The organism is Pantoea sp. S61, assembly GCF_016625145.1.
Classification (GTDB): domain Bacteria; phylum Pseudomonadota; class Gammaproteobacteria; order Enterobacterales; family Enterobacteriaceae; genus Pantoea; species Pantoea rwandensis_B.
This window is the reverse complement of record NZ_JACVUO010000058.1, coordinates 1-845: the sequence shown is the minus strand read 5'-3', so window position 1 is coordinate 845 and position 845 is coordinate 1. Positions and strand designations below refer to the sequence as shown.

The 845-nt window shown below is 55.6% G+C and carries 2 protein-coding genes; both read left to right on the top strand.

Annotated elements, in window-relative coordinates; genetic code table 11:
• Positions 1-477, top strand: a 477-nt coding sequence (locus tag IAE30_RS29845) for an LLM class flavin-dependent oxidoreductase (RefSeq protein WP_200681634.1), incomplete at its 5' end; no start/stop codon positions are given.
• An 11-nt stretch (positions 478-488) separates the two neighbouring features.
• A partial coding sequence (locus IAE30_RS29840; protein WP_200681633.1) for an aldehyde dehydrogenase family protein occupies positions 489-845 on the top strand: 357 nt, incomplete at its 3' end.

Here is an 845-nt window from a genome sequence, read left to right as displayed (position 1 = left end):
AACGGTTGTAACGTGCAGTGCACGCCACTGCATCAGGGCGAAGAAGAGATCACGCGTCTGATCACCACCTTCAAAGCAGCCTGTCAGGAATATTCACCTGAGCAGCCGCTGAAAATCATGCTGCTGCAGCACGGTTTTGTGGCCGAAGACGAGGCCGATGCACAGCAAGCGGCAGTAGAACTTAATCGCTTCTACAACTACTTCGGTGCCTGGTTTAAGAATGAGCGCCCGGTGCAGCAGGGGTTGATCAAGCCGTTGAGCGAGGAAGAGATCGCCGCGAACACCTATTACAGCGTGGAAGGGATGCGAAAAAATCTGGCGATTGGTAATCCTGATCAAGTGATCGCCCGCCTGAAAAACTATGAGGCGATGGGCTACGATGAGTACGCCTTGTGGCTGGATAGCGGCATGACCTTCGAGCGTAAGAAAGCCTCGCTGGAACGCTTTATTCAACACGTTGTACCTGCATTTCACTAAGCGGAGACGTCATGGAATCTTTCAAACTCTACATCGACGGTCAATTTGACGCCGGGGCGGCGACTTTCACCTCGTTGAATCCGGCCACCGCTGAGCCGTGGGCCACGATTGCCGAAGCACGCAGCGAGCAAACCGATCGCGCTGTGCAGGCGGCAGCCCGGGCTTTTGAATCCGATGCGTGGCGCGGCTTAACCGCCGGTGCGCGCGGCAAATTGCTGCTGAAGCTGGCGGATTTGATTGAACGCGATGCAGCCAAACTGGCCCGTCTTGAGACGCTCGATACCGGGAAAATTATCCGTGAAACCCAGGCGCAGATTGCTTACGTGGCGGAATACTATCGCTTCTATGCCGGGCTGGCCGACAAGATG